We start from the raw sequence: 23,938 nt of genomic DNA, 5'->3' as shown, positions 1-23,938 counted from the left end.
GGAGCCCTCGGGATCACCGCACGATCATTGTATCCAGCATCGTTGCCCGTCCCAGCGATACCGGGAGGAAGGCTTACACGTCGCCTGGGTTTGGTAGTAGCTCGTAGCGAGTGATGCCGTGGCTGTCGGCGTGGGTGTCGTCGTGGTCGGCGTCGGACTCGTGCAATTCGGATACGTGCCGGTCAGCCCGTCGTCCGCGCAGGTTCGCGGGACGCAGTCGTACCCGGTCGAGTCGAGCTTCTCGGAACTGGAGCACTGGGGCACTGTGCGAGGCTCACAGGCCGTGCGGTCGGCGTTCAACTGCTCGGTCGCGCCGCACTGGGGCGCGGCCGTGGTGGTCGTCACCATGCTGCTGGGCTTGATGTTGGCCGCTGCGGGGAACTCGCCGCAGTCGTTGCTGTCGAGCACTTTGTTCATGAACGTCTTGAACGTCCTGGCCGGATAGCCGCCGCCGGTGGCCGGGGACAGGAAGCCCTCCAGCGACTCGTTGCCGACGCCGCGGTTGTACATGACCGCCGTCGCCAGCTTCGGCGTGGCCCCGACGAACCACACGGACGAGATGTGCTCGTAGCCGTCGGTTCCGGTGGCCGTGGCGGTGCCGGTCTTGCCGATCGTCGGGCAGACGGTGTTGCCGTTCTGGCCGGTGCCGCCCGAGGAGGTGACCGCCTTCAGGGCGGACAGCGTGTCGGCGGCGACGTCGGCGGGGACGCTCTGCTCCGGCTCGGCGACCTGTTCGAACAGCACCGCGTCCTCCGGAGAGGTCACCTTGCTCACCACGTGCCACTCCGAGCGCTTGCCGCTCGCGACGATGGTCGCGTAGGCGTTGGCCATGTCGACCGGGGCCACCGGCGCGTAGCCCAGCGTGGCGACCGGCACGGCCTCGATGTTCTCCAAGGTCGACTCGGGGATGCCGGCCTGCCTGGCTCCGTCGATCACTTTGCTCGCGCCGACGCTGACGTCCCCGCCGTCGCTCATCTTGTAGGTGAGGTCGATGAAGGCGGTGTTGATCGACTTGGCGGTCGCCTGCTGCAGGGTGACGGTGCCGAAGGAGACGCCGCCGCTGTCGCCGTAGTTCTTGACCGTCTCGCCGCCCGGCGTCCGGTAAGGGGACTGGCCGGTCAGCGAGCTTCGCAGGCTGAAGCCGTCCTCTAAAGCCGCGATCACCGCGAACGGCTTGAAGGTCGATCCGGGCTGCGTCTCGGTCGTCCCCCAGTTGATCTGGCTGGCCAGGAAGTCGGGGCCGCCGTAGATCGCCTTGACCGCGCCGGTGCCCGGCTCGACCGCGACGACCGCCTGGTGCAGGCCCTCCAGGCCTTGGGGGCTGACCTCGTTGACCGCGTCGATCGCGGCCTGCTGCATGCCCGCGTCGAAGGTGGTGATGATGCGCAGGCCGCCGCCCTGCACCTCCGAGTCGCTGAACTCACGGCGGGCCATGTCGTTCTCGACCATCTTGAGCAGGAAGCCGTTGGTTCCGCCGTAACGGTCGCTGATCACGCGCGGGGAGAAGGCCGGCAGCGTGTCGTAGGCCGCAGTGGCCTCCTCGAGGGTGATCGCGCCGGACTTCTCCATGCCGTCGATCACGTATTGGTAGCGCTCGAGGATGACCGAGCGGTCGGCCTGACACTCGGGGCTGGCCTCGTTGGCCGTGCAGTTGGCAGTGTAAGGGTCGAAGCGGCTCGGCGAGTTGATGACGGTGGCGAGGTAGGCCGCCTCCTGGACGCTCAGCTCCGAGACGTCCTTGTTGAAGTAGGTGCGTGCGGCGACCTGCACGCCGTAGGCGCCGTTGCCGTAGTAGACCGTGTTGAGGTAGCCCTCCAAGATCTCGGACTTGCTCAACTGGTTGTGGATCTTGAGCGACAGGATGGCCTCTTTGGCCTTGCGCTGGTACGAGCGCTCCTGGGTCAGATAAAGGATCTTGACGTACTGCTGGGTGATCGTCGAGGCGCCGCCCTGGATCTCGCCGGAGGCCGTGTTGTCACGGAAGGCGCGGATGATGCCTTTGAAGTCGAGGCCGCGATTGGAGTAGAAGGTGCGGTCCTCGGCCGCGATGACCGCCGCCTGCATGACGTCGGGCACCTGGTCGAGCGAGACGTTCTCGCGCTGCTGCTCGGCGAACTCGCCCAACTGGGTCGTTCCGTCGGAGAAGTAGACCTTCGTGGTCTGGGTCTGGAACTCCTGGTTCGGGTCGGGGATCTCGATCATCCGATACAGGATGAAGAAGGCCAGCGCGCCCGTCGCGAATCCGGCGACCGTCAGGAAGGCCAGCCAGCGCAGGGTCTTGACCCACCAGGCTTTGCCCTCGCCGCCGATGGCACGGAACCACTTGAACGGGCCGCCGCGCTTGGCCTGCCTGTTTCCCGCACTCACTTTATTGCTCCGCGTCACCGCCGGGCACCTCCATCTCGAACCGACCGACGCGTGTCCCGCTTTTCCGGGCGCGCCGATCTGGCCAGGGCCTCTAGTGTGCCTGGTCAGGTCATCGGGTCCAAACCTATCGGCAGCCTGTGAGCGGCCGGACGGCGACGGCCGTCCGGCCCCGACGTGACTCCCGCGACGATTCGATGTATCGTCTCGATATATCAATTCCACTCACGTGAGGTGTGTCCATGGCACGGCGCGGCGCTGCGCTCGAGCTCGCGATCCTCGGACTGTTGCACGACTCCCCGATGCACGGGTACGAGTTGCGCAAACAGTTGATCGCTCTGCTCGGCTGGGGAAGGGTGCTGTCCTACGGCACGCTGTACCCCTGCTTGAAGTCACTCGTGCGCCAGGGGCTCATCGTGGCCGACGACGATCCGGAGGCCGCCGTGCGCGGCCGCCGCAACCGGATCGCCTACCGCCTGACCGCCGAGGGCAAGGAGTCCTTCGCGCAGGTCATGGAGGAGTCCGGCCCGGCCACGTGGGACGACGAGAACTTCGGCGTCCGGTTCGCGTTCTTCGCGCGCACCGACACGCCGACGCGGGTCCGCATCCTCGAGGGTCGGCGCAGCCGGCTCCAGGAGCGGCTCGAGAACGTCCGCGACGCTTCCCAACGGGGTCGGCGTCAGGCGGACTCCTACACGCGCGAGCTCCAGCGCCACGGCCTGGAGTCGGTCGAACGCGAGGTCCAGTGGCTGACCGAGCTCATCGACCGCGAGCGTGCAGGTGGGTACGCGGTCGCCGGCGACGACGCCGGCGACCCCGACACGACCAGCCAGACAGCATGACCCCGAGCATTTCAAAAAAGGAGCACCGATGAGTTCGGTACGGGTAGCCATTGTGGGCGTGGGCAACTGCGCCACCTCGTTGATCGAGGGCGTCGAGTACTACAAGGACGCCGATCCGGCCGGGAGCGTCCCCGGCCTGATGCACGTCCAGTTCGGCGACTACCACGTCAAGGACGTCGAGTTCGTCGCCGCCTTCGACGTCGACGCCAAGAAGGTCGGCTTCGACCTCTCCGAGGCGATCCGCAGCAGCGAGAACAACACCATCAAGATCACCGACGTGCCGCCGACCGGCGTCACTGTGCAGCGGGGCCACACCCTCGACGGCCTGGGCAAGTACTACCTGGCGACCATCGACGAGTCCGACGCCGAGCCGGTCGACGTCGTGCAGGTGCTCAAGGACACCCGGGCCGACGTGCTCGTGTCCTACCTGCCGGTGGGCTCGGAGGAGGCCGACAAGTTCTACGCGCAGTGCGCCATCGACGCGAACGTGGCCTTCGTCAACGCGCTCCCCGTCTTCATCGCCTCCGACCCGGAGTGGGCGGCGAAGTTCGAGGCGGCCGGCGTGCCGATCATCGGCGACGACATCAAGAGCCAGGTCGGCGCGACCATCACGCACCGCGTCATGGCGAAGCTGTTCGAGGACCGCGGCGTCGTGCTCGACCGCACCTACCAGCTGAACGTCGGCGGCAACATGGACTTCAAGAACATGTTGGAGCGTGAGCGTCTGGAGTCCAAGAAGGTCTCCAAGACGCAGGCCGTCACGTCGAACCTGACCGGCCCGCTGGCCGGCAAGGTCCACGACAAGGACGTCCACATCGGCCCGTCGGACTACGTCGCCTGGCTCGACGACCGCAAGTGGGCCTATGTGCGCCTCGAGGGCCGCGCCTTCGGCGACGCGCCGCTGAACCTGGAGTACAAGCTCGAGGTCTGGGATTCGCCGAACTCGGCCGGCATCATCATCGACGCCATCCGCGCGGCGAAGATCGCCAAGGACCGCGGCATCGGCGGCGCCCTGCTGTCGGCGTCGTCCTACCTGATGAAGTCCCCGCCGGAGCAACGTCCCGACGACCTCGGCCGCGCCAAGCTCGAGGCCTTCATCGAGGGCTCCGAGGAGCGCTGAGTCCATCCCGGATGTGCGCCGCGTCGGGTCGTCTTCCTTCGGGAGAATGACCCGACGCGTCGCCTATCTCGTGAGAAGGCGACTCGTCGCGCGGGGCGGGGCGCAGGCCGGCGACGGCGGTGAGGATGAGCAGGCCGCCGAGGACCGCGGGGGCGGTGAGGCGTTCGTCGAGCAACCAGACGGCGAGGGCGGCGGCGCTCAGCGGCTCGACCAGCGTGGCGACGGTGGCGGCCGACCCGGCGACGGTCCGCAGGCCCGCGTAGAGCAGCCCGTAGGACAGCGCCATCGTCACGACGCCGAGGTAGACGACGAGCAGCAGCGCGGTGGGGTCGGTGGCGACGACCGGGCCGCCCTGCGCGGCCGCGAGGATCAGGAAGGGCGCCAGGACCACCGCGCCCACGGTCGTGCCGCCGGTCGTCAGGGCGAGCGGGTCGACGTCGCGGGCCAGGTGGTGGCCGAGGACGGTGGTGACGGCGTAGGTGGCGCCCGCGGCGACGGCCAGCAGCACTCCGAGCGCCGGGTCGTCGCCGGGCGCGCCGTGTCCGGCTGAGGCGAGCGAGACGAGCACCAGCCCGACGAGTGCCGCTGTGAGCACGAGGAGTTCGCGGAGCGTCGGCCGGGTGCGGGTCCGCGAGTGCTCCCACGCGGCGGCGAGCAGTGGAGCGAGTCCGAGCGACACGACCGTCGCGACGCTCACCCCGACCGCGAGCACGGCGAGGAAGTAGAGGCCCTGGTAGACGGCCGTCCCGCAGCCGAGCACGACCATGGTCAGCGGCCGCGCGCGCACCGCCGCGACGACCTGGCGTGTCCGCTGCGCGATCATGACGAAGGCGAGCAGCGCCGCCGTCGCGACGACCATGCGCCAGGCGCTCGTCGTCGTCGCGCCGAGCCCGTGGTCGTCGTGCAGCACCGCCGCGACGAGCCCCGCCGTGCCCCACAGGACGCCGGCCAGGCAGACCTGGATCAGGCCGAGCTTGCTCACCGCGTCAGTCTAGGAGCGCCCGGGCCAGAGCCCCCACCTGATCGGACTCGATGAGGAAGCCGTCGTGGCCGTGGAGCGAGGTGACGACCTTGAGGCCGTCGGCGCCGGGGATGCCGTCGGCCAGCTCCTGCTGCTGGGCGAGCGGGTAGAGGCGGTCGGAGTCGATGCCGGCGACGACGGTCCGCGCGGTGACCCGGGCGAGCGCGGCTACGACGCCGCCCCGCTCACGGCCGACGTCGTGGCTGTCCATCGCGCGGGTCAGCGTCACGTAGGCGTCGGCGTCGAAGCGGCGGACCAATTTATCGCCGTGGTGGGCGAGATAGGACGCCACCGCGAAACGTCCGTCGTCGTGCACCTCGCGGCCGAAGCGCTGGGCCAGCTCCGGCTCGCTGCGGTAGGTCAGATGCGCGATCTGGCGGGCCAGCGCGAGGCCGTTCTCCGGGTCGTTCCGGATCGCCGTCTGCTGGATGGCCGACAGGCCGATCTGCTCGGCCGAGGCCGCCGCCGAGGTGGCCAGCAGGAACAGCCGCTCGACCCGCTCCGGCGCGGTGACCGCCCACTCCAGCGCGCGCATCCCGCCCGCCGACCCGCCGATCACCGCGTGCCAGCGGTCGACGCCGAGGTGGTCGGCGAGGAGGATCTCCGCCGCGACCTGGTCGCGCACCGTCAGGTCGGGGAAACGCGAGCGCCAGGGCTGTCCGTCGGGCGCCAGCGAGGTCGGGCCGGTGGTCTCGCCGCAGCCGCCGAGGATGTCGGCGGCCACGACGAACCAGCGGTCGGTGTCGATGGCGAGGCCCGGACCGACCAGGTCGCGCCACCAACTCGTCACCTCGGAGTCGCCGGTGAGCGCGTGCTCGATGAGCACGGCGTCGCCGCCCGCGCGCGTCCCCCACGTGCGGTGGGAGACGCTCACGGACGGCAACACCCGACCTGACTCCAGCGTCAGGTCGCCGATCTCGGCGTGACGACGGTTCACTGTGCGGCCGCGAGCCCCTTCTCCAGGTCGGCGAGGATGTCGTCGATGTGCTCGATGCCGACGGCCAGACGGACCAGGCCGGGGGTGACGCCGGTGGCGGCGTGCTCCTCGGGGGTGCCCTGGGAGTGGGTGGTCGAGGCCGGGTGGATGGCCAGCGAGCGGACGTCGCCGATGTTCGCGACGTGGCTGAACAGCTCCAGCGCGTCGATGAACTTCCGGCCCGCCTCGACACCGCCGGGCAGCTCGAAGGTGAGCACCGCGCCCGCGCCTTTCGGCGTGTACTTGTCGGCCAGCTCTTTGTAGGGGTTGCCGTCGAGCGAGGCCCAGGTGACCTTCGCGACGTCCTCGCGGGCCTGCAGCCACTCGGCGACCTTGCGGGCGTTCTCGACGTGGCGCTCGATCCGCAGGCTCAGCGTCTCCAGGCCCTGCGCGATGAGGAAGGCGTTGAAGGGGCTGATCGCCGGGCCGACGTTGCGCAGGTACTGCACGCGCAGTTTGGCGATGAACGCCGCCGGGCCGAGCGCGTCGGCGAACACGAGGCCGTGGTAGCTCGGGTCGGCGGTGGTGAAGCCGGGGAACTTGTCGCCGTGCGCGCCGTAGTCGAAGGTGCCGCCGTCGATGACGACGCCCGCGATGGCGGTGCCGTGGCCGCCGATGTACTTCGTGGCCGAGTGGATGACGGTGTCCGCGCCGTGCTTGAGCGGGTTGAGCAGGTACGGCGTGGCGATCGTGTTGTCGACGATGAACGGCACGCCGACCTCCTTGGCGACCGCGCCGATCGCCTCGAGGTCGAGGACGTCGCCCTTCGGGTTGCCGATGGTCTCGCCGAAGAACACCTTGGTGTTGTCCTGGACGGCGGCGCGCCAGGCGTCGGGGTCGTTGTTGTCCTCGACGAAGGTGACGGTGATGCCGAGCTTCGGGAAGGTGTGGCGCAGCAGCGAGTCGGTGCCGCCGTAGAGGCTGGCCGACGCGACGATGTGGTCGCCGGCCTCGGCGACGTTGGTCAGCGCGCCGGTGGTGGCCGACTGGCCGGAGGCGACGAGCAGCGCGCCGACGCCGCCCTCGAGGGTGGCGAGACGCTCCTCGACCGTGCCCTGGGTCGGGTTCATGATGCGCGTGTAGATGTTGCCCGGCTCGGCCAGTGCGAACAGGTCGGCGGCGTGCTGTGTGTCGCGGAACTGGTAGGACGTGGTCTGGTAGATCGGCAGCGCACGGGCTCCGGTGGTCGGGTCGGGCGTCTGGCCGGCGTGGATCTGCTGGGTCTCGAAGGACCAGTTCTCGCTCATCGGTGCTCCTGGGTCGTGGTGGGCGTCACCCCGAGCCTGGCACGACGGACAGGGCGTGGACGCACGTCTCAGATCCCGAGACGGCGGCGGTCAGGCCATGTCGACCGGTTGCGCGGTGGACGAAAAGCGGCCGTCATGCGCTTCCGCTGCTTGCCGCGTGAGCGGGTAGCAACTCGCTCGGGTCGCCGGCCCACAAGATCACCAGTTCGTCGCGGGCTCGGGTGGCTGCGACGTAGAGCAACGACTTCTCACGTTGGAGGATGTCGGCTTTGTCCGACGCGGAGACGTTTCTCAGCGCGAACGGAGCAGGCAGTGCCGACGAGTCCACTCCGAAGATGAGGACACGAGCGAATTCCATCCCCTTGGCCCGGTGCATGGTCATCACCACCGGCTTGCCCGACGGAACCGTCTTGTCGGAGACAAAGCGTGCCGGGAGTTGGCGCTCATCGAGCGCGCGGACCAGTTGCTCTCCCGCTTGTTCGGTACGCACCAGGATGCCGATGGTCTCAGGACCCTCGCCGTCCTTGAGCGCTGTAAGCCAAGCGCCGACGACATCCGCGGCCACTTCCAGTTCCTCGGCGAGGTTCGCGGCGGGAAGGAGACGTGGAACAGGACCGACCCGCGCAGACCGGTAGTCGTCGGTGTCCTCGACGCCTTCCTCCAAGTCGATGAACTCGGTTCCGGTGAGCACGCTCACCGCGTAGCGAAGGTTCTGCGCTGTGGTGCGGTAGTTGAGTCGCAGACGCTGCGAGCGTCCGACGATCCTGATGCCGTAGCGCCCGAGGACGACGCGGTTCCCATAGATGCGTTGGTGGGAGTCCTCGGCGATGAAAAGATCATCCGGCCCTTCGTCGGTGAGAGCGCGCAGGAACTGCCAGTGCGTCGGGCTGAGGTCCTGGCCCTCGTCGACGAGGACGTGGTCGGCAGGACGGTCGCCCGATTCGTTGAGCACCTCGGCCGCGATGGCGGCCGCCTCCGCGAAGTCAGCGCTGCCGTGGATGGCGGCGTTGAGGCGGTAGGCGTTGATGACGGACCAGACTGCGGCACGAGCGTTGCGGTCGAGTGGTACGCCACGGCCCGCCCGGCGGACCTTGGCGTACTCCGCGAGCGTCCTCACTCGATGGGGCAGCACGACAAGCTCGTACTCGGACTGGAAGAACGCCCGGCTCTTGAGGTCGGCGGGAAGCTTCGAACCGTCTGAGGCGATGGCGTCGCGCCATGCGTTTCGGTCGGTCATCTTGCCGATCTGGCTGGTCCGTGATCCCAGCACCCCTTCGACGGCCGTCTCCAGTGACGGTGAGCCGGACTGAAGGACGGAACGGACGGCGGCGTCCACGCCTCGAACGAAGACGCCGACGTCCCCGAGTTTGTCGGCGATGGTCAACGTGGGGTCGAGGGTCTTCAGGTCGCGGAGCAGAGCGTCGGCGAGTGTCTTGTTGTAGGTCGTCAGGACGATACGAGCCTCGGGGTTCTTCCGAGCGAGGTTCCTCGCCCGGTGCAGCAGCACGACGGTCTTCCCAGTGCCTGCTCCACCGGAGAGACGGAACGAACCCTTCCAGGACCGTTCGGCGTACTTGCGCTGTTCCGGGTGGAGGAAGACACGCCACGCGGCGAAGTCGGCGTCCTCGATGGCCCGACGCAGTTCCTCGTTGTCCTCGATGAAGGCGAACTGGAGACGTGCGGCTGGGTGGTGCAGCGCTGCCGCCAACTCGGTGTCCGGGTCTTCTGTGTGTGCGGGCTTCTCTTCCTCGCTGATCGCGAGCGTCTCTCTGACGGCCTCGATGGAACGTCCGGCGCTGAGGTCGATGAGGGCGACGCCCTGCCAACTGGACACCAGCGAGGCGAGTTCGATGACATCCTCCGCCTCGGCGCATTCCAGCGCCAACTCTGCGACCTCGGTGTCGAGCCCCAGATCTTCCACGAGCGCGTCGAGGGTGAGCCCGAGCCGGATGAGAAGCGGCTCGGTGGGCGCGGTGTCATCGGTGACGCTGGTGTCGTCCGGCGTCGTCGGAATGACTGGCGCGTCGGCGAGGAGCAACTCGGCGATGCCGTTGACCGGGTTGACCTTGAGCCGCGCTTTCATCGCGAAGTCAGCTGCGGCGTCGTGGGGCCATACGCCGAGGTAGACGTAGATGGCCTCCTGCTCGTGGCCCTGCACCTTGAAGAGGACGGCGCGCCAGAAGTCATCGACTCGGCCCGTGCGAACCCGCGGGTCGATGGCGCGGACGATGGGCTCGATGTGCAGACCGGGCAGAGTGTCGTCGTCAGCGAGCTTGGCGAGGAAGTTGTAGGCCTTGCCGCGCACCGAACCGTCGATTTTCGGCGCGTACTGTCGCGGTCCGAGGATGATCTGGGGCATTAGCTGGCTCCGGCACTGGCAAGGGTGGACAAGATGGCCTCCAATTCGGCGTCGACGAGCGTCCAACCGTCGTGGCTCAACTCGTCGCGGTCATCGTCGGCGAGGTCGATGTTGACGGCGACGTGGTACTCGGGCCATGAGACGTCGATGGGCAATCCGTTGGTGGTCTCGTAGCCGAGTGAAGGAGCAGGCGCTCCGGAAGCGGCGAGGAGGGCGATCAACTTCTTCTCCGCCTCGTTCACTGCCGATTGGTAGAGCGATGCCCACGGTTCGGCCAGTCCGACCCCGTCAGGAGTCGTTCTCGTCGGTGAGGTCGCAGCGAGCGAGTAGGTCGTGACGTGAGCCGGTTGAAGACGACGGTTGAGGAGATTCGCGAGTCTGATCCACTCGCGCCACGCGCCCTTGTGGTGGTGTCCGAGACGACTGTCGCGGTCGTCGAGGAGGACGGAGACCTCGGTGCTGTAGCCCTGCGCGGCGACGTTGCGCGCGAGGACGGTGAGCGTGTCGTGCTGCCAGCCCCACGCGAGCAGATCGCCTTCGGCGGGGAGCGCGCCGCCGTCGTGAACTGTCTTGGTCAGAGCGACCAGGCTCGTGCCCTTCTCGGTCTTGCCGTGTGATCCTGCGCCGATGAGCAGCAGCGGGAGCGCTTCTGCGAGCGCTTCGATGCCTGCGGGGTCGGGGTGGCTGATCCAGCGGACGAGGTAGTCGAGGGGGCCGCCTTTGACGAGATCGAGGTGGGCCGGTTTGAGCGTCCCTCCGGTGGCGGCCATCGCCTGTGTCCAGCGGGATTCGGCGAACCAGGGAGGTGGTGCTGGAGTGCGTGATTCGGCGTCGACGAGGTCGTGCCAGGTCAGTCCGAGAACGACACAATTCTGGTCGCGCAGCATGGCTCTCTTGGCTGCGTCGTCAGCGACACGGTTGACGACGGGGCTGGCGTGGAATTGCCAGCCGTCGCAGAACACGGCGAGACGCGGGACGTTCTGGTCGTTGCTGTAGAAGACGAAGTCCGGCTTCACCCCGCCGAGGGAGAGTTGCGGCTCCATCCTCCAGGTGCGGGCACCACCGGGATGGATGGTCCAGCGGTTCCCGTTCGGCCCAGGTTGCTCCTGGACACTGGCGCCGAGACCCTTGGTGAGTCGGTCATAGAGCACCTTGCGGAACTTTTGCTCGATGTGAGTCTCTTGATCCGGCGGCGCGGTTTCGTGTTCGGTGACGATCCATCCCAGCGCCTCGCTCGGCTCGCCCTCGGAGTCGCCGGAAAGCAGGATGCTCTTCAGGTGCCGCTCCGCGGCGACGCGGGAGACGTGCTTCTGGGTGGAGCTGTTGATGAACGGTGAGAGGCAGCGGTGGCACGACGCTCGGCCCTCGTCCTTGCAGGGACAGTCGCGGACCAAAATCCAGGCTCGGTAGAGCAGGGCGTAGACCTTCGCGGGGTCGGCCAGTTCGGCGAGGTAGCCGGTGCCGCCTGGCACGGTGTCGTGGATGAGGATCGCGTCACGATTCTCGGCGCCGTCGCTGAGGTAGGGATCGACGATCCGCTCGAAGGCCAAGTGGTCGGGTGCTCCGCCGAGGTGCTCACGCAGGCCGAGTTGGAGCGCGGCGAGCAGGCTGGGAACGGCGAACCGGTCTCCGATCGAGATCACCGCTGGCAGTTGAATGACCACCGCCTCGGTGCGAAGCGTTCGTGACAAGGCGACGTGCCGGACGCTTTCCTGGGTCGCGTTGCGGTACATACACCAAGGCCTATGTTCCGCAGGAGAGTTCTGTCCGGTGCGGCCGTCCAGCTTGCCGCACCCAGAGCACACGCGGAACAACGGAGCCGCGTACTCCTCGCCGGAGAGAATCCTGTGGCTTGAGCCCGGTTCGGAGGTTTTACCGAGGTTGAGCCAGCGGATGGTCATATTGGTGAGGTGCTTGAGACCGAACGGATAGTCCTCGACGAACCACTGGTGACGGGGTGCGCCGACGTCGGCTGCTGTGACCACCTGGAAACTGGCTCGCTCGCGTTCGTCGCGGCCGTCGTCGATGGCCGCCTCCTCACGCCGCATGGCCGATGAGACTCGCTCCAACTCGACCACATCGATGACTTGTTTGACGTCTGAGATCGCCGCCTCACCGCACCGTGGACACGATGCGGGTGGGTGTGCTTGTTCGAGTTGTTGCCCGTAGCCGCAGGAGGGGCAGAACGCCCAACGTCTGATGGACTCGCCGTCCGCGCCCAGATCGACCGCGTCGATCTGAATCTTGAAGCCACGCGCGTAGAAGGTCGCCCCTGGCGCGAACTCGCGGAGCGCGGCTGACGCTCCTCGGTTGAACGTGGCCGGTTCGGACATGTACTCCTGCGTGTCAGGGTCGATCCAGCTCAGCGTCACATCGAGCGTGACCGAGTCGTCGAGGAGGGTGTAGTTCGGCAGGATGCCGTGCTCTTCGAGAACACCGATCCAGTAGTCGCCCTGAAGGTCGGCCAACTGTGTCCTCGCGAGGCCGAGCGCCGCCTTGGCTGTGCGGAAGGCGACTTTGTCGTCCTCTGTCGCCGCAGGAATTTCGGCGCGTTCCTGCAGGCCGGGCAGGCTCTCTTGCACTTCCTGAACTCGGCGCCTGAGCGTTTCGACCTGGCTCATCCACTGATGCCGTCGCTCATGGAGGTAGACCGAGAGCCCGCTGGACAACGGGCCGGACTCAGGCGTCACCCACTGCTTCAGTCGTGTCCGTGCGTGCTCGGTCAAAGAGTCGAAGGAGGAGAGGAAGGCCTCCAGGCTCTCGGCGGTCTCAGCGGACTCGATGACCGCGTGCAGGTAACTCCCTGGCTCGACGACTCCGATGGCTTGAGTGGCTGATTGAGGGCGGGGCGCGTCTGTGCGGCGGGCTAGCTGGTCGGCGACGGACGCGATGTACTGCCGTCGGAGGATCTCCTCGGCCTCGATGTAGGTCGCGGGCGGACGGACCTGGCCGTTGATGACCGAGAGCGGATCACCGAGGCGAGGCAGCTGCTCCCCTCGGCCGGAGACGAAGGCGAGGTTGAGCGCGCTGCCGGTCAGGCGGCCAGCGCGTCCGACTCGTTGCAGGTAGGAGGCGACGCTCTTGGGCAATGAGGCGAGCATGACGGTGGAGAGGTCGCCGATGTCGATGCCCATCTCCAACGCTGGCGTCGCGACGAGGACGTTCGGGGCTTGTGGATCCGTGGAACTGGACTTGAACTGGTTCTCGTACTCCAGCCGGATGGCGTCGTCCAAGAGGCTGGTGTGCTCACGTGCCACGACACGCGTGACGTCGGACGCCTCGTAGAGCCGCCGGTAGAAGTTCTCCGGACGTCCGCCGGTCCGCGCCAGGGTTCCCGTGCAACGGACGACGAAGCAGGGCTGATTCTCGAGTTCGTCCACGACCCGGCGTGTTCCGGGAACCGCTGATCGGCACACGTCGCACGCGAGGAGATAGTCGCCGTCGCGGTAGCCGTCGTCCTCGATGGGGCCGACGAGGATGCCGCGTTGAGGGAGCTCGTACACCTTGCCGCCGGAATTGGTGTTGACGACGTTGACGATGTCGAGCGAGGCGAGTCGGTCGAGCAACGCCAACGCGAGCGAGGCGGCCTCACTGGGTGTGCGGAGAAGGACACGCGACGTCCACAGGGCGTACCAACTCTGTGGTGAGCCGACGGAGACCAGGTCGCTGTCACGGACTCCGCCCGCGCCGCCCACACGCGGGTACGCGGGGGCTCCTCGGCCGCGGGGGAACGCGGGCATGCCGTTGGAACGTGGGCGTCCGCCCCAGATCGAGTAACGACGCCCGTCCTCGCGTTGATAAGTGCGGAACCACTCGTGTTCGATGGCTCCGTCGGTGCGCATACGTTCGAGTACGCCGCGCACCCAGCCGATCCGTTGCGCGTCGGTGACGCCCATACCCTCGAAGGTGTCGGCTCCGACGGCCTTCTCGACATCTCTGGCGGCCTTCAACATCACCGCAGGTGAGATGTCGACCTCGGCGGCGAGACTTCCGGTGAGTTCGAGGGTGCGGCCTAGGCGTGCTTGCAGTCCGAACTCGAGAACTGTGTCGAGCAGCAGGCGGCGTTTGACGCGAGTGCGGACCTTGGCTGGCACCTGGCTCTGTCGGGCGCGCTGCCAGAAGTCCTCGAACTCTTTGCGGTCGGCGAAGTCCGGCGGAATGAGGCGATAGCGCAGGTGCGGGTCATCGCCGGCTTGCTGCATGGCGCGGTCGACGAGGAGGTCGAGGCTGACGAGGTCGTGGTGGACTGCGCCTCTCAACACGGAGCGCAGCGTCAGGCTGTGCGAGCGGCTCTGCACGAATCCGGCTCGATGGGCGGCGTCTTGGACGCTGTCGGTGAAGACGAGGGCCTTCTTCTCGACTTTGTCGAGGTCGTCGCTGCCGAAGATCGTCGAGAGTCCCACGGAAAGCAGGGTGGCGATGGCCGATCCGAGGAAGCGAATCCCGTCTTTCTGCATACACGACGGGCAGGTGTCTTTGGTGGAGAACTCCCCCGCCTTCGGGCCGGTGTGGACCAGCACCGGCAGGACGCGGCTGGCCGCCGACTCGGCGTCGTCCTCGGGCTGTTCCGCGACGACCCTGCGCTCGGTGGTGTGGAACCACATCAGGCGCGGCTCGTCCGGGTCGTGCGGGATCGGCTCGTCGAGGAGCCCGGCGCGTTCAGCCTCGCCTGGGGCGTGGATCAGGACACGGAACTCATGGTTCTCCGTCAGGCGGCCCAGACGAATCTCGCTGGGCTCGTCTGCGGTGAGCTCGAAGCCTCCCACGGGGGCGCGCATGACGGCCCAGCCGGACCTGCCACAGTGCCTGCAGAATACGGCTGGGAAGGCGGGAGCGCTGGTGCCTTCTCCGTCAGCGCCGGCATCGCCGAGGTGGGTGTCGTCGGACCAGAAGTACTGCGGTGAGCCGAGGGCGACCCGATCGATGCGGGTGAGCTCACGTACCCACACATGCACGTCGATGGAGAGCGCCTCACGGCCGACGACCTTGCGCACATGGCTGAGGGCTGCCGAGAGCAGCAGCAAGAACGTCTCGGCGGTCTCACGACTGCGAGCGTCGGCGGCGAACGCTGGAAGCAACTCGTCGATCAGGGTGTCAAGAGGTTGCGCCTGCTCGGCGAGGGCGGCGAGTTTAAGGGTGAAGGGGTGGGCTTTTGTGAGCGAGAGCAGATCCTCGGGTGTGGCTCGACTCAGCACAGGAGCGCCGCCTGCGGTGGTGACGAAGAGTCGGCTCAGGACCGCCTCAGCGATAGCGCGGCCATCGGTGAGACCCTGAGCGCGTGCGACCGCGTTCTCGACGGCTTCGCGATCGGTGCGGGCCTCCAGCGCTGCGGCGCCCGTGGCCCACTCGTCGACGGTCAAGCGTGACTCGGTCACCACGGCGGACTCGTCGAACTCCTCGCCGAAAACGGTGCGGGCGAACTCCAACATCGCGGTGGGATCGCCCTTGTCGCCCAAGGTCGCCGACGTCGCCACGGGAGTGATGACACCCAGAGGACGTGCGCGATCCGACTCGGTGAAAGCGTCGGTCGGCCAGTGCGACTTCAGCGCGAGGCCGAGACGCCGCAGCAGCATGGACACGTCCGTGCCCTGGGCGCCGTCGTAGGTGTGGAACTCGTCGAGCACGAGGTACTGAAGACTCGTCGCGCTCTTGGCCCAGATCTCAGCGTCCTTCTCTCGGAGCAACAACTGGTCGAGCATCTTGTAGTTGGTGAGCAGGATGTCGGGCGGGTCGCTACGGATGACGTCACGGTGGGTGATGAGGCTGTCTTTGGAGACCTTCGAACGCTTCGACTCCTGTTCGCCGGTGTAGATCGCAGCCGTCACCCCTGCGAGGTCCTCGGAGGATGTCAGGATCGAGGCGAGACGCTGCGCCTGGTCGTTGGCGAGCGCGTTCATCGGGTAGAGGATGAGCGCTTTCATGCCGGTGGTGCCGTGACGCTTCGCCCGCAGCACGTGGTCGACGATGGGGAACAAGAACGCCTCGGTCTTGCCGGAGCCGGTGCCGGTGGTGACGAGGGTCGGCAGGGGTCTCGGTTTCGACGCGCCAAGGTCGAGGCTGCTCAGTCGCGCGAACGCTGTGGCCTGGTGGCCGTACGGTGGAAAACCCTCGTACCACTCCAGCGCGTCACGCCAGCCGTCGTCGGCGGCTTTGAACGGAAGCCTCACTCGGAGGTAGGGCCCTTTGAAGATCCCGTTGTCGCGGTCGGCGAGGAAGTCGACGAGAGCGATGCGTGCTTCCTCGTCAGCGAGAGCGAACGTCGTGGAGAGGTAGTCCAAGATCCCGTCTTGGATCGCTGGCGCCTGGACACCGGGCAGAAGCTCGCTCACATGAGCCACTCTATGCGTGAGCGAAGACACATGCGGGCTGCTCTCGCCCTACTCATCGCGAACGGTCCAGTAGTCGGGTTCTCGATGCACGCTGGCGACTGCGAGCACGAACACGGTGTCGCCGAGGATCTGATAGACCACTCGGAACGGAAACTGTTTGACGCTGATTGACTGAATGGCGGGCTTGCCAGGCCGAACTCGCTCGACCAGTCCGGAATCGGGCCAGTTCAACAAGCCGCAGATCGTTTCGTCGATCGCCGCATCGAATCGACTCGCCACGTCCGCACCGGCACGGTTGACATACCACCGCACCTGCTCTTCGAACTCAGCTGCCGCTTCGGGATGGAACTCGTAGCGAGTGATCAAGGCGCTGCTGCGATGATCTCGGCCGTCCGACGTCGAACTTCCGCACTCGACACTCCCTGAACCCCACGATTCAGAAGAGCGTCAGCGCGTACTTCAGCGTGGTCGAGCCAAGCCGAGTGGATCGCTTCGTGGTCAGCGGCGGCATCACCGTCACGCAGAACGAACAACTCGCGAATGAGTTCGTCCTGTTCCTCGCGGGTCAGGCGGCTAGCCTGCTCCCGCAGTTCTTTGACCGTCATGGGGCAAGCCTACTCGCCAGAACTGCGTGAGCTGCTCCATCGATGAGACCGAGCGGCGATGGCATCGCGGACCTTGCTGTCGTCGACCGCGACATACCTCTGGGTGGTCGCCAGCGAGGCATGACCGAGGAGGGTTTGCACGAGTCGGAGGTCGTGGGTCTGTTCATGCACTTCCGTGGCGCAGAGGTGTCGGAGCTGGTGCATGGTGGTGCCGTCGGCCAACGCCCGGGAGACCAGTGTGCCGACCCAATGGGGCGAGAGATGGCCGCCGTCCGGGCTTGGGAAGAGGTAGCCCGAGGGCGCGTCCCGGAGCAGCTGTGCGAGGTCGTCCGGCAGAGGTAGGACGCGCTTGCGAGAGCCTTTGCCGTGGACGACGAGCGCCCATCCGACGAGGTCGTGGACGAGGTCGTTCTCTGGATGGACCTGCGCCACTTCACCACGACGCATCCCTAATTCGTTAGCGAGCCGGAGCATGAGAGCCACTCGCGCGTCCGCGTCCTTCATCGCGGTCACCACGACCGTCGATGAGGCAGGGCGCGGCTGCGGCTGCTCCGGGCGGATCATCGGCAGCACGTCGGCCACGTTGTCCTTCGTCCGGCTGGTGCTCAGGCCCCACGCCCAGAAGCGGCGGAAGGACGATCGGACGGCTCGCGCGGTCTCGCGTCGCCAGTCGTGCTTGCCTGTCCATTCCAGGAGGTCGGCACGGGAGACCTCCCACGGCGACTCCGCGAGCTGTGCCCGCGCCAGCCGACGAAGGTGGTAGGTCCGCAGTTCGATCGTCTGCGGCGACAGTCGCATCGCCTTCATCGCGACCCGCCATGACTCGATCTCTTTGGCCCACGCGGGGCTGCTGGTGTTGGTGTTCGTCATGCGACAACCGTTGGGCGTCAGTCGCCAACGCAACGTGTTGGCCACCAAGTTCGGGAAGCAAGACCACAGGGGGGTCTCGTAAGCAGACGTCGGCGAGCATAGGCCGTTCGATGCCACTTCTCGCCGCAGGCCCGACTATCGCCGCACTCCTAACGGCTCCGGGCCCCGCAGGCGAATCTGTCATCGGGACTACCCAGACGAGCTGCTCGTCATGACCGGGGCTCATTGCCGTAGCGGCGTCAATCACGTCGTCTCAACGGATGCTCTGCTCGGAGTGCACATGGTGCTGCCCGTCACCCAACCCTGCGCCTCGACTCCTGCTCGTTGAGGAAGTAAATGAGGCTCGTTGCGAAGAGGAGTGCTTGTATCGCGTTACGACGGTTGTACTGCCTCGGGCTGACCATGTGAGCGGTCGCGTTGCGGCTGAACGTGGTCGGGATCTTGTCGCCGTCCTCAACCCAGAACTGCTGGTAGGTCTGCCACATGGGGGCGAACGCGATGAACTGGCGGACCGTGAACTCCTCGTAGGCCTTCGTGGTCCGCTTGCCCTTCCTGTCAGGTGTGTAGTTCTTGCGCTCCTTGCCGAAGTAGTTCGAGAGAAGGCTGTCGATGAGTGAGCCCGCGAGCGCCTGGGCAGCCTCGGTGTGCCCGTTGTCCAGCGCATCCAACGCGGCCAGACCAAAGGACACGTAGCCCGCGACGGAGTCGGAATCGCAGCCGTTGAGTGCTGAACGGCAGTCTGCGGACATCGCCTTCCACTTGCGGCCTAAAATCTCACGGCGCTTGGCAGCGCTCCCGGCGCGGATCAGCGCCTCCGCGATGTAGCCCTCGGTACGCCGTACAGGGCGATGCTGTCGGCCATGACGACCTTCTCGATGTCCTCGAACTCCAGGTTCTCGATGGCCCGGAGATTGAACGGGTAGAAGCTCTCCCCCAGACGCTCAAGCGCCGGTCCCAACGCCTTAAACCACGAGGACTGTTGTGCGGCGAACTGGCTCGCCAACTTGGCGAACGAGTCACTGATGCCGAAGTCGATGGTCTTGGTCAGATTCGCAGTCAGTTGGGCGAACTGCGCCTGAGTCGCTGCGTGAGTATTGAAGAAGTCACTGTTGATGACCTCGAACTGCTTCTTCCATACGCTCTGCGCCTCGACAACAGGCTTCATCGAGTCGAGCATGAGTGACTGTTGAGCCGCGAGAGCCGAGAAGTTCTTGAGTGTGGACTCCGGCAACGCGAAGGAAGAGAGTCGTGCGGCGTCAGCGGCGATCTTCGCAAATGCACTCGAGTCCACGAGCTTCGGGATATTGAACTCGAACTTGGGCATTGAGATGCCCTGCAGACTCGTAGCGAGCCGCCGCAACTTCTCCTGTTCTTCGGGAGTCAGCTCACGACGCTCGCCGTCGTCTGGCTGATCGGCGGGGGCGTCGACAGTCACGCCTCAAGACTACTGAGCACGGCCGATGGAACCGCGCGACGACGCTCACGCGCAGTAGGCCCGGGAAGGATTCGGCCGACGACCTCTACTCGTAGGGAGAGGAATCCCCACTGGTGTGGGGAGGGGCGCGGCGGTTTCGACCGGTGTCGGGGCATCCGGACCCCGCGGGCTCGGCACGGTAGGCCTTGACCCGCTACACAGCGACGACTCGTTGAGCTCCAACTCGCGGGCGACCTGCGCGATCGGACGACCCGCACCGGCCACCACGAGCTGCACCACGTCGGCCTTGAACTCAGCCGTGAACTGCCGACGCTTCTTGTTCGGTGTAGACGTGACACTTTGTTGCGTTCTTCCTGCTGACGACTGTCTTTGAGAACCGTCTCACCCCAGGTCGAACCAATAGATCAACAGGTTCGGCCACCAAGCGCGGAGGTTCGGTTGGCCTCATCCACCCCGAGACCCACTTCACCGACGAGAAAGCTGGGCTGCTGCGGTCGGCCACCTATCGCCGGCTTCGTCGGCACTGGCAGTTCATCAACGAACTGTCGCTCTTCGAGGTCCATCACCTCGTGAGCTACGGGGTGCATGTCTACGCCGCCGAGGGCGATCCCGGGTTCCTTCAGGCGACGTCGCTTTACCATCCGGACACGGTGGAGCGGTCGCTCAAAATGATGGTTCAGGAACTGAGCCCGGCCTGAAGGACGACGACGGCAAGTGGGACCTCCGCCCGCATTCAAGCCGCATCCAGCGAGTCGACCTCGCCGCCCTCGGCACCTGGCACGCCGTCCTGGAGTCCGATGACGTGCCCGTCGGCCAGTCACGCATGGTCTACACCGTCAACCGCTCCACCGCCGCCGTCCTCGACAAGCTCTCGAAGGCACCGAGGATCGGCTCACTTGGCCTTCAGTTCTCGCGTGGTTGGGACGAGAGCATCGACCGGAAGAAAGGGATGTTCGACTCGGAGTGGGGTGTGCCTGAATCGTGGGATTCGGTGATCCTCCAAGGACCCCACCTCCACGTCGCCAACCCCTTCTACAAGCAGCCCAACCCGACCATGCTGCACAACCAGGACTGGACCGCCGTCGACCTCGAAGCCCTCCCACCCGACGCGATCCCCGCCACCTCCTACAAACCACGCGGGGACCGCGCCGAGTACGACGCCGCATACACCCACTGGCAAGCCGAACCAGAGGGTTCGGTATCGGCTCGGCGTCGATACAGGGTTGCCTGGCGAAAGATGGCCGCGAACACGGGCGAGCGCACGCTTATCTCCGCTGTCATCCCTCCGGGGGCGGCGCACATCGATGGTGTCTTCTCGGTGACCCCCGTGAGCGACGATCTCGTGAAACTGGTCGACGTCTCGCTCCAACTCGCGTCTCTCACCAGCGACCTGGTTGTCCGGGCAGCGCCCAAGGCAAACATCCGGGCAACGACGGTTGAGCGTATTCCGGCGATAGAATCAGGCCATCCGTTGTGGCCGGAGTTGCGCCTCCGATACCTGCGTCTGACGTGTGTATCGGCTGCCTTTGCTCCACTTTGGGAGGCGGTCTACGAGGCGAGCTTCGCTAGCGACAGGTGGACGGCGACCCCCGACAGAGTCACTGTCAACCTCGGAGATGTCACTGACTCGTGGACGGCCGCGACTCCGTTGCGCCGCGCCGTCGACCGCCGCCAAGCCGCACTTGAGATTGACGCGCTTACCGCCGTTGCTCTCGGCATCACAGCCGACGAGCTGGCGACCGTGTACCGCACCCAGTTCCCGGTGCTCGCTGGCTACGACCGAACGCAGTATGCCTTTGACCGTCGCGGTCGCCAGGTACCTCCATCGGTGCTGAGCCATTGGCGCAAGCGTGGCGGTGGAGACGACAGCGAGCAGTTCGACCCGACCGACCTACATGCAACTCACCCAGGAAGCGGCGTCGAGTACCGGTATGAGCTGCCGTTCACGGTGCTGGACAGGGCAGGTGATCTCCGTGTCGCCCACTCCGAGTTTCAGCGCCGGTTGGCCAGTCGTACCGAGAACTCAGCGTGAGCGCACCGAAGGTCTCCCTCCCGGTCTCGGGTGGAGAACGGCAGTTCGTAGGTGTACTCGACGCCCGATTCGGGGTGCCGTGCCGTGCGTTCCTCGCGGCTGATCGCCGACCCCTTCTGTCGCCAGGTGCTCAGAACCGGGTTCGGCACCAGACGCCCGTTGGCATCGAACAGGTACGCATGGCGGTCGTAGCCAGCGAGCACCGGGAACTGCGTCCGGTAGACCGTCGCCAACTCATCCGCAGTGACATTGAGAGCAATGGCCACCAGCGCGTCGATCTCGATGAGCGCCTGCCGACGCTCGAGTGCGCGACGCAGCGCGACTTCGGTACTCCACCATCTGGCAACTGAACCGATCTCGGTCTCGATCCCAGACAGAACGCGAGTCCAGGAGTCGGACCGGAAGTTGGCGACGAACGACGCCTCCCACAACTCGGCGAACGCCTCCGTGACGCAGGTCAACCGGAGGATTCGGAGCAAGAGCAGGTCCCGGACGTCTGCGTTGACGTCGAAGGGTAGGCGCTCAAACTGCGGGGACCGAACGTGCTTCTTGGGGACGGCCCTGATGCTGAAGTCCAACAGGATTGAGGACGTGAACGCAGTGATCACGGCGACCTCCTGGGCACCCGCAGACGGCAAGCCCGCACTGAAGCATCCATCGACGTGAGTTGCCCCAGATGGCAGCAGCGTTGGGATGAGGGTTCGTTCACCTGTCGTCGCGGCCATCGTTCGCCACGCGACTCGGTAGAAATCCCTCGCCGAGACCACGGAACCCTCTGGTTCAGGCAGTTCAAAGACAAGCCCGGCGTCATGGAGCCAGGACCATCACCACGGACCCGCTCATCTGCTTGCTCCGTCATTTCGTGGAGAGATTCTCGGCTACGACTCGTCCGACACCAACTTGATCGACAACCAAACACGCACGTTCAGGAACGGTGTGTCATACTGAGGCCCTAGCTCCCCACCGTCCTCCGGGACTGGTGGGGTTTTTTCTTCACCTCACTCAGGAGGGTCTCGTGCCTGACCTCCGGGCCGCCGTCGTCATCGACTACCAGAACGTGCACCTCACCGGACACGGCAGATTCGACTCCACGCGGTTCGGCCCCAAGCACGAGGCACTGATTGACCCGTTGTCCTTCGCGCAGCAGTTGCTCCAGGTTCGAAACGCTCGACAACGCGATGGTGCAAGCAAGGCCGTTCTACGTTTGGTCGACGTGTACCGAGGTCTCCCGAGCGCCGATCACGAGCCCCGCGCTTACGCGCGCAACCTCGCGCAGAAGTCGCGTTGGGAACGGGATAAGCGCGTGATCGTCAACCATCGCCCGCTTCGGTATCGCTATCAGCGTGATGCCAACGGGCAAGCCGTCATTGACCCAAAGACGGGGCTTCGCGTCCCAGTCGGTCGGCCTGATGAGAAGGGCGTGGACGTGTTGTGTGCCTTGGCCCTCGTACGACACGCCCGCCGTGACGACATCGACCTCGTCATCCTCGCCTCACTCGACAGCGATCTCATTCCCGCGCTCGACGAAGCGGTCCTCACAGGCACCAAGGTCGAAACCTTCTCATGGTGGTCGCCGACGCAGCACGGATTCGAGATGCACCTCAGCGACCGGAGCCGTCGACTCTGGAACACCCGCCTCAACGAGCAAGAGTTCCTGTGCTGCATCGACCGCACTGACTACTCCTGATCTTCGGGCGCTTGCGGTCCGCCTCACGGACGAACAGCGACTCAGCGCGCGCAGTGCAGCCGACGCTCAAACTTGGCATAGGCGCTCCGCATGTCGGCCTCGCGATCGAGGTTCTGGAAGGGTGCCTCGTAGACATACTGACCGCGGTCGTACCCGACGAGTCCTGTACTCCGAGCGTTCACCGTGACAGTTCTGAACTAGTCCTGCATACTTAAGTTATGACCACGACCGCTACCCTCTCCGCGCTGCTACGGCAACCGAACACAGTGATCCGAGCGCTTGACGAAGGTGACGTGGTCATCACTCGGCGTGACGGGGAGGCGCTGCGCCTGAGCAAGGACACCAATGCAACTGCGGACCAGGAAATGGTCGCCGCGTTCGCTCAGCTGATCGCGGCGACGGTCCAGGATCAGTCCGTCGCCGAGAGGATTGCCGAGAACTTGGTCGGACCGTTCCCGTGGATCGAGTTTCTCGACGAGGATTCGCGCCGCGACTTCGCGGGGGAGTTCCTTCGGACCGCGCGGGCGTGCGCTTCGGTCGGGCGTTTCGATCGGCTCGCAGCAGTCGTAGGAAACTGGCGCGAGACTGCGGAGGTGCTGTCCCTCGGCCTCCAGCACCAACTGAATGACCTCGACTACATTCCGGGTGGCGTGGCCGTGTCCGACCCGCGCAGCGCGTGAGTCCGAAGCAGGGGCGCGGCTCCCCTGTCGAGCGGCCACTGAAGCGGGCAGAGTTCGAGATCGTCTTCATCACTCGGCAAGCCGAGAAGGGCTGGCGGGACGGACTCGCCACCTTCCGGAACACGATCGTCGACGCTTGGGATCATCTGTGCAAGCAGCCCACCCAGGAGGACGGCAAACGTGTCTATCGCATGAAGGCCGAACTCGGCACTGGAACCTATGAAGACCACGAGTACGACCGCTACCAGTACAAGTTCCCAGGTGGCGGCCGTATTTGGTACTTCGTGGCGGTTGCTGACAAGAAGTCGAAGGTTGCGGGTCGAGTGCTGATCGAGGCTGTACACACCGCACACCCGAACGAGACCAAGTAG

The 23,938-nt window shown here is 66.1% G+C and carries 19 protein-coding genes and 1 pseudogene; 7 read left to right on the top strand and 13 right to left on the bottom strand.

The features are described 5' to 3' along the window. Nucleotides 1-24: 24 nt before the first annotated feature. On the bottom strand, nt 25-2,367 hold the full coding sequence (locus tag QM621_RS04625; protein WP_414989187.1) for a transglycosylase domain-containing protein: 2,343 nt from the start codon (nt 2,365-2,367) through the stop codon (nt 25-27). A 239-nt stretch (nt 2,368-2,606) separates the two neighbouring features. On the opposite strand from QM621_RS04625, the gene QM621_RS04620 reads away from it, so the two are divergent. Both QM621_RS04620 and QM621_RS04615 read left to right on the top strand, forming a co-directional pair. Continuing rightward, nucleotides 2,607-3,206 (top strand): PadR family transcriptional regulator, encoded by a 600-nt coding sequence (locus tag QM621_RS04620; RefSeq protein WP_414989186.1) that lies wholly within the window; start codon nt 2,607-2,609, stop codon nt 3,204-3,206. Nucleotides 3,207-3,234: 28 nt separating this feature from the next. Next, entirely contained in the window at nt 3,235-4,326 is a 1,092-nt protein-coding gene (locus QM621_RS04615; RefSeq protein ID WP_414989185.1) for an inositol-3-phosphate synthase, read from the top strand. Here QM621_RS04615 and QM621_RS04610 read toward each other — a convergent pair. The 11 genes and pseudogenes from QM621_RS04610 to QM621_RS04560 all read right to left on the bottom strand — a co-directional run. After that, nucleotides 4,301-5,308, bottom strand: coding sequence for a DMT family transporter (locus QM621_RS04610; protein WP_414989184.1), 1,008 nt, complete (start codon nt 5,306-5,308; stop codon nt 4,301-4,303). The two genes, QM621_RS04615 and QM621_RS04610, sit on opposite strands and share 26 nt — an antisense overlap. 4 nt (nt 5,309-5,312) lie before the next feature. Beyond that, nucleotides 5,313-6,284 carry a homoserine O-acetyltransferase MetX gene (gene metX, locus QM621_RS04605; protein WP_414989183.1) on the bottom strand — a complete coding sequence of 324 codons (972 nt, stop codon included), beginning with the start codon at nt 6,282-6,284 and terminating at the stop codon, nt 5,313-5,315. Next, nucleotides 6,281-7,570 (bottom strand): bifunctional o-acetylhomoserine/o-acetylserine sulfhydrylase, encoded by a 1,290-nt coding sequence (locus QM621_RS04600; protein ID WP_414989182.1) that lies wholly within the window; start codon nt 7,568-7,570, stop codon nt 6,281-6,283. Before QM621_RS04600 ends, metX begins: the two co-directional genes overlap by 4 nt. Nucleotides 7,571-7,703: 133 nt before the next feature. Then, entirely contained in the window at nt 7,704-9,929 is a 2,226-nt protein-coding gene (locus QM621_RS04595) for a 3'-5' exonuclease (protein WP_414989181.1), read from the bottom strand. Beyond that, on the bottom strand, nt 9,929-16,258 hold the full coding sequence (locus tag QM621_RS04590) for a DEAD/DEAH box helicase (RefSeq protein ID WP_414989180.1): 6,330 nt from the start codon (nt 16,256-16,258) through the stop codon (nt 9,929-9,931). Before QM621_RS04590 ends, QM621_RS04595 begins: the two co-directional genes overlap by 1 nt. 48 nt (nt 16,259-16,306) lie before the next feature. Continuing rightward, nucleotides 16,307-16,624, bottom strand: coding sequence for a type II toxin-antitoxin system RelE/ParE family toxin (locus QM621_RS04585; protein ID WP_414989179.1), 318 nt, complete (start codon nt 16,622-16,624; stop codon nt 16,307-16,309). Then, the gene (locus QM621_RS04580; RefSeq protein WP_414989178.1) at nt 16,621-16,863 is read right to left on the bottom strand and encodes a hypothetical protein; all 243 of its coding nucleotides are present in this window, start codon (nt 16,861-16,863) and stop codon (nt 16,621-16,623) included. Before QM621_RS04580 ends, QM621_RS04585 begins: the two co-directional genes overlap by 4 nt. Before the next feature lie 9 nt (nt 16,864-16,872). Then, complete coding sequence (locus tag QM621_RS04575) at nt 16,873-17,733, bottom strand: tyrosine-type recombinase/integrase (protein WP_414989177.1); 861 nt, start codon at nt 17,731-17,733, stop codon at nt 16,873-16,875. Between the two features lie 293 nt (nt 17,734-18,026). After that, nucleotides 18,027-18,482 (bottom strand): hypothetical protein, encoded by a 456-nt coding sequence (locus tag QM621_RS04570; protein ID WP_414989176.1) that lies wholly within the window; start codon nt 18,480-18,482, stop codon nt 18,027-18,029. A gap of 56 nt (nt 18,483-18,538) precedes the next feature. Continuing rightward, nucleotides 18,539-19,168 (bottom strand): hypothetical protein, encoded by a 630-nt coding sequence (locus tag QM621_RS04565; protein ID WP_414989175.1) that lies wholly within the window; start codon nt 19,166-19,168, stop codon nt 18,539-18,541. A 129-nt stretch (nt 19,169-19,297) separates the two neighbouring features. Next, nucleotides 19,298-19,486: pseudogene (locus tag QM621_RS04560) on the bottom strand (transposase); the annotation flags it as partial. Between the two features lie 251 nt (nt 19,487-19,737). On the opposite strand from QM621_RS04560, the gene QM621_RS04555 reads away from it, so the two are divergent. Both QM621_RS04555 and QM621_RS04550 read left to right on the top strand, forming a co-directional pair. Next, nucleotides 19,738-19,866, top strand: coding sequence for a hypothetical protein (locus QM621_RS04555; RefSeq protein WP_414989174.1), 129 nt, complete (start codon nt 19,738-19,740; stop codon nt 19,864-19,866). Nucleotides 19,867-19,991: 125 nt separating this feature from the next. After that, nucleotides 19,992-21,200 (top strand): hypothetical protein, encoded by a 1,209-nt coding sequence (locus QM621_RS04550; protein WP_414989173.1) that lies wholly within the window; start codon nt 19,992-19,994, stop codon nt 21,198-21,200. Here QM621_RS04550 and QM621_RS04545 read toward each other — a convergent pair. Next, the gene (locus QM621_RS04545; RefSeq protein WP_414989172.1) at nt 21,161-21,808 is read right to left on the bottom strand and encodes a hypothetical protein; all 648 of its coding nucleotides are present in this window, start codon (nt 21,806-21,808) and stop codon (nt 21,161-21,163) included. The genes QM621_RS04550 and QM621_RS04545 overlap by 40 nt on opposite strands. A gap of 407 nt (nt 21,809-22,215) precedes the next feature. Between QM621_RS04545 and QM621_RS04540 the strand changes: the two genes are divergently transcribed. The 3 genes from QM621_RS04540 (at nt 22,216) to QM621_RS04530 (ending at nt 23,938) form a co-directional block, all read left to right on the top strand. Continuing rightward, on the top strand, nt 22,216-22,887 hold the full coding sequence (locus QM621_RS04540; RefSeq protein WP_414989171.1) for a hypothetical protein: 672 nt from the start codon (nt 22,216-22,218) through the stop codon (nt 22,885-22,887). A 218-nt stretch (nt 22,888-23,105) separates the two neighbouring features. After that, entirely contained in the window at nt 23,106-23,567 is a 462-nt protein-coding gene (locus tag QM621_RS04535) for a hypothetical protein (protein ID WP_414989170.1), read from the top strand. Further along, nucleotides 23,564-23,938 carry a hypothetical protein gene (locus QM621_RS04530; protein WP_414989169.1) on the top strand — a complete coding sequence of 125 codons (375 nt, stop codon included), beginning with the start codon at nt 23,564-23,566 and terminating at the stop codon, nt 23,936-23,938. The genes QM621_RS04535 and QM621_RS04530 overlap by 4 nt, the downstream gene beginning before the upstream one ends.

It is taken from the genome of Aeromicrobium sp. (assembly GCF_047606445.1).
Lineage (GTDB): Bacteria > Actinomycetota > Actinomycetes > Propionibacteriales > Nocardioidaceae > Aeromicrobium.
The sequence above is the reverse complement of the archived record's forward strand: the minus strand, read 5'-3'. Positions and strand labels throughout refer to the sequence as shown.

Coding starts and splice junctions, on each gene's coding strand:
- QM621_RS04620 (WP_414989186.1), top strand. CDS start 2,607: ATGGCACGGCGCGGCGCTGCGCTCGAGCTCGCGATCCTCGGACTGTTG.
- QM621_RS04615 (WP_414989185.1), top strand. CDS start 3,235: ATGAGTTCGGTACGGGTAGCCATTGTGGGCGTGGGCAACTGCGCCACC.
- QM621_RS04600 (WP_414989182.1), bottom strand. CDS start 7,570: ATGAGCGAGAACTGGTCCTTCGAGACCCAGCAGATCCACGCCGGCCAG.
- QM621_RS04595 (WP_414989181.1), bottom strand. CDS start 9,929: ATGCCCCAGATCATCCTCGGACCGCGACAGTACGCGCCGAAAATCGAC.
- QM621_RS04580 (WP_414989178.1), bottom strand. CDS start 16,863: ATGACGGTCAAAGAACTGCGGGAGCAGGCTAGCCGCCTGACCCGCGAG.
- QM621_RS04575 (WP_414989177.1), bottom strand. CDS start 17,733: ATGACGAACACCAACACCAGCAGCCCCGCGTGGGCCAAAGAGATCGAG.
- QM621_RS04570 (WP_414989176.1), bottom strand. CDS start 18,482: ATGTCCGCAGACTGCCGTTCAGCACTCAACGGCTGCGATTCCGACTCC.
- QM621_RS04550 (WP_414989173.1), top strand. CDS start 19,992: ATGGTCTACACCGTCAACCGCTCCACCGCCGCCGTCCTCGACAAGCTC.
- QM621_RS04535 (WP_414989170.1), top strand. CDS start 23,106: ATGACCACGACCGCTACCCTCTCCGCGCTGCTACGGCAACCGAACACA.